The sequence below is a fragment of the Cellulomonas septica genome (genome assembly GCF_012396155.1).
GTDB classification, from domain to species: Bacteria; Actinomycetota; Actinomycetes; order Actinomycetales; family Cellulomonadaceae; genus Cellulomonas; species Cellulomonas septica.
The window spans coordinates 1-2,478 of record NZ_JAAXOY010000544.1 but is presented as its reverse complement, the minus strand read 5'-3'; the positions used below and the strand labels follow the sequence as shown (position 1 = coordinate 2,478).

Below are 2,478 nucleotides of genomic sequence, written 5' to 3'. Positions count from 1 at the left end.
CCGAGCACCTCGACGCGGCGACCGCGGACCGCCTGGTCGGCATGCTGCTCGACGAGGCGCGCAGCGGCCGGCGCGGCGTGCTCCTCGTGACCCACCGCGTCTCGGCCCTCGCCGAGGCCGACGAGGTCCTGTGGCTCGAGGACGGCGCCGTCGCGGCGCGCGGCTCCCACGACGACCTGCTCGCGCGGGTCCCGGGCTACCGTGTGGCCCTGGACAGCGAGCAGGGCGACGCCGGGGAGGGCGACGGTGCGCGATCCCGCGTGGGGCAGGTCGGCGGCGCGACGCATGGCTGAGCGTCCGCCCGTGGAGCGTCCCGTCGTCGGGACGCCGTTCGCGCGCGGCGTGCTGAGCGAGGTCCACTCCGAGGAGATCGTCGACCTCACCGGCGACGGCGTCGCGGACCTGCTCGACGCGATCCTGTCGGTCGCCGCGCAGCTCGACCTCCCGTCGGTCCTCAACCGGTTCGTGCAGGTCAGCGCCGAGCTCACCGGCGCCCGGTACGCGGCGATCAACGTCCTCGACCCCACCGGCACGTCGACGACCTTCGTCTACGCGGGCGTGCCGACCGCCGTGGCCCGCATGCTCGGCACCGCACCGCACGCGCTCGGCGTGCTCGGCCAGATCCCGATCGAGGGCGCGCTGCGGCTCGACGACCTCACGCACCACCCGGCGTTCCGCGGGTTCCCGGCGAACCACCCGCCCATGGGTTCGTTCCTCGGCGCGTCCGTGCGCACGGGCGAGCGCATCTACGGGCAGCTCTACCTGTCCGAGAAGGAGGGCGGCTTCACCGACGGCGACGAGAGCACGGTCATCTCGCTCGCCGCCGCGGCCGGCGTGGCGGTCGCGAACGCGCAGCTCTACGCCGAGTCCTCGCGCCGGGAGCACTGGCTGCGCGCGGGGCAGGACATCACGACCATGCTGCTCGAGGGCATCGACGAGGAGGAGGCCCTCGAGCACATCGCCGCGACCGCCCGCGAGGTCGCGCACGCCGACACCGCGGCCCTCGCGCTGCCCGGGCTCGGCGGCCGCCTCCTCATCGAGCTCGTCGACGGGCACGACGCCGACAAGCTCATGGGCACGGTCATGCCCGAGGGCGGTCGTGCGTGGACCGTGATGACCGAGGGCAAGGGCCTGCTCACGCCGTCGCTGTCGCAGTCGCGCAGCGTCAAGGTGCCCGCGATGCGCGCGTTCGGGTCCGCGATGTACGCCCCGATGCAGACGTCCGGCCGCGGGGTGGGCGTGCTCATCCTGCTGCGCCGCATCGGCGAGCCGCCGTTCGAGGACGGCGACCTCGCGACCGCCGAGTCGTTCGCCTCGCAGGCGGCCCTCGCCTACGTGCTCGCGGAGGCCCGGCACGCGCAGGACGTCGCGGCGCTGCTCGACGAGCGCGAACGCATCGCGCGCGACCTGCACGACCTCGCGATCCAGCAGCTCTTCGCGACCGGCATGCAGCTCGAGACGGTCAAGCGTCGTGCGGCGCGCGGTGTCGACCCGAGCGAGCTGCTGAGCATCGTCGACGACGCGCTCGACAACGTCGACTCGTCCGTGCGGCAGATCCGCGAGATCGTCTACGCGCTGCGCGACCCCGACGCCGCGACGGGCCTGGTCGAGCGGCTGCGCCGCGAGGCGTCGCTCGCGCGCACCGGCCTCGGCTTCGCGCCGTCGGTGATCCTGTCGCTCGACGGCAGCGGCCTGTCCGACGACCCGTTCGAGGAGGACCGCTTCGACGACCGCGTCGGCCAGCAGCTCACGGACGACGTCGTGGCCGTCGTGCGCGAGGGTCTCGCCAACGCCGCCCGGCACGCGCACGCGTCGTCGGTCACGGTCCGCATCTCCGTCGACGGCACCGGCCCGCTCGGGCGCGTGCTCGTCGAGGTCCAGGACGACGGCACCGGACTGCCGGAGCGTCGCGACCGCCGATCGGGCACCGGCAACCTCGCCTCGCGCGCACGGCAGCACGGCGGGTCGTTCACGCTCGGCGCGTCGCCCGACGGGCGCGGCACGCTCCTGACCTGGCAGGCCCCGCTCGCCTGACGCCGAAGCGTCGACCCGCGCCCCCCGAGATCGCCCGGGTCGTCAGTGCGGCTGATCGGCGAGGCGCGCGAGGAAGAGCGCCTCGCCCACCGCGAGCCGCTCGATCTCCCCGGGGTCGACGGACTCGTTCGGCGCGTGGATGAGGCACGCCGGCTCCTCGACGCCCAGGAGCACGACGGCGGCGTCCGGGAGCGTCTCGGCGAAGACGTTGCACAGCGGGATCGAGCCGCCCTGCCCCGCGGTGACGGTCGGTGCGTCGAACGCATCCGCGAGCGCGCGGGACAGGGTCGCGAACACCGGCCCGTCGGTGCGCGCGCGGAACGGCTGCCCCACGGGCTCGGTCTCGACCGTGACGCGCGCGCCCCAGGGCGCGACGTCGAGCACGTGCGCGACGAGCGCGTCGCGTGCGGTGCGGGCGTCGGTCCCGGGCGGGACGCGCAGGTT

At 75.0% G+C, this 2,478-nt stretch carries 1 protein-coding gene and 2 pseudogenes; 2 read left to right on the top strand and 1 reads right to left on the bottom strand.

Translation table 11 applies throughout. The features are described 5' to 3' along the window. Both HGA02_RS16320 and HGA02_RS16315 read left to right on the top strand, forming a co-directional pair. Window positions 1–293: pseudogene (locus HGA02_RS16320) on the top strand (thiol reductant ABC exporter subunit CydC); the annotation flags it as partial. Between the two features lie 10 nt (window positions 294–303). Beyond that, window positions 304–2,034 carry a sensor histidine kinase gene (locus HGA02_RS16315; protein ID WP_343035543.1) on the top strand — a complete coding sequence of 577 codons (1,731 nt, stop codon included), beginning with the start codon at window positions 304–306 and terminating at the stop codon, window positions 2,032–2,034. Window positions 2,035–2,076: 42 nt separating this feature from the next. Here the strand turns inward: HGA02_RS16315 and HGA02_RS16310 are convergent. After that, window positions 2,077–2,478: pseudogene (locus HGA02_RS16310) on the bottom strand (dipeptidase); the annotation flags it as partial.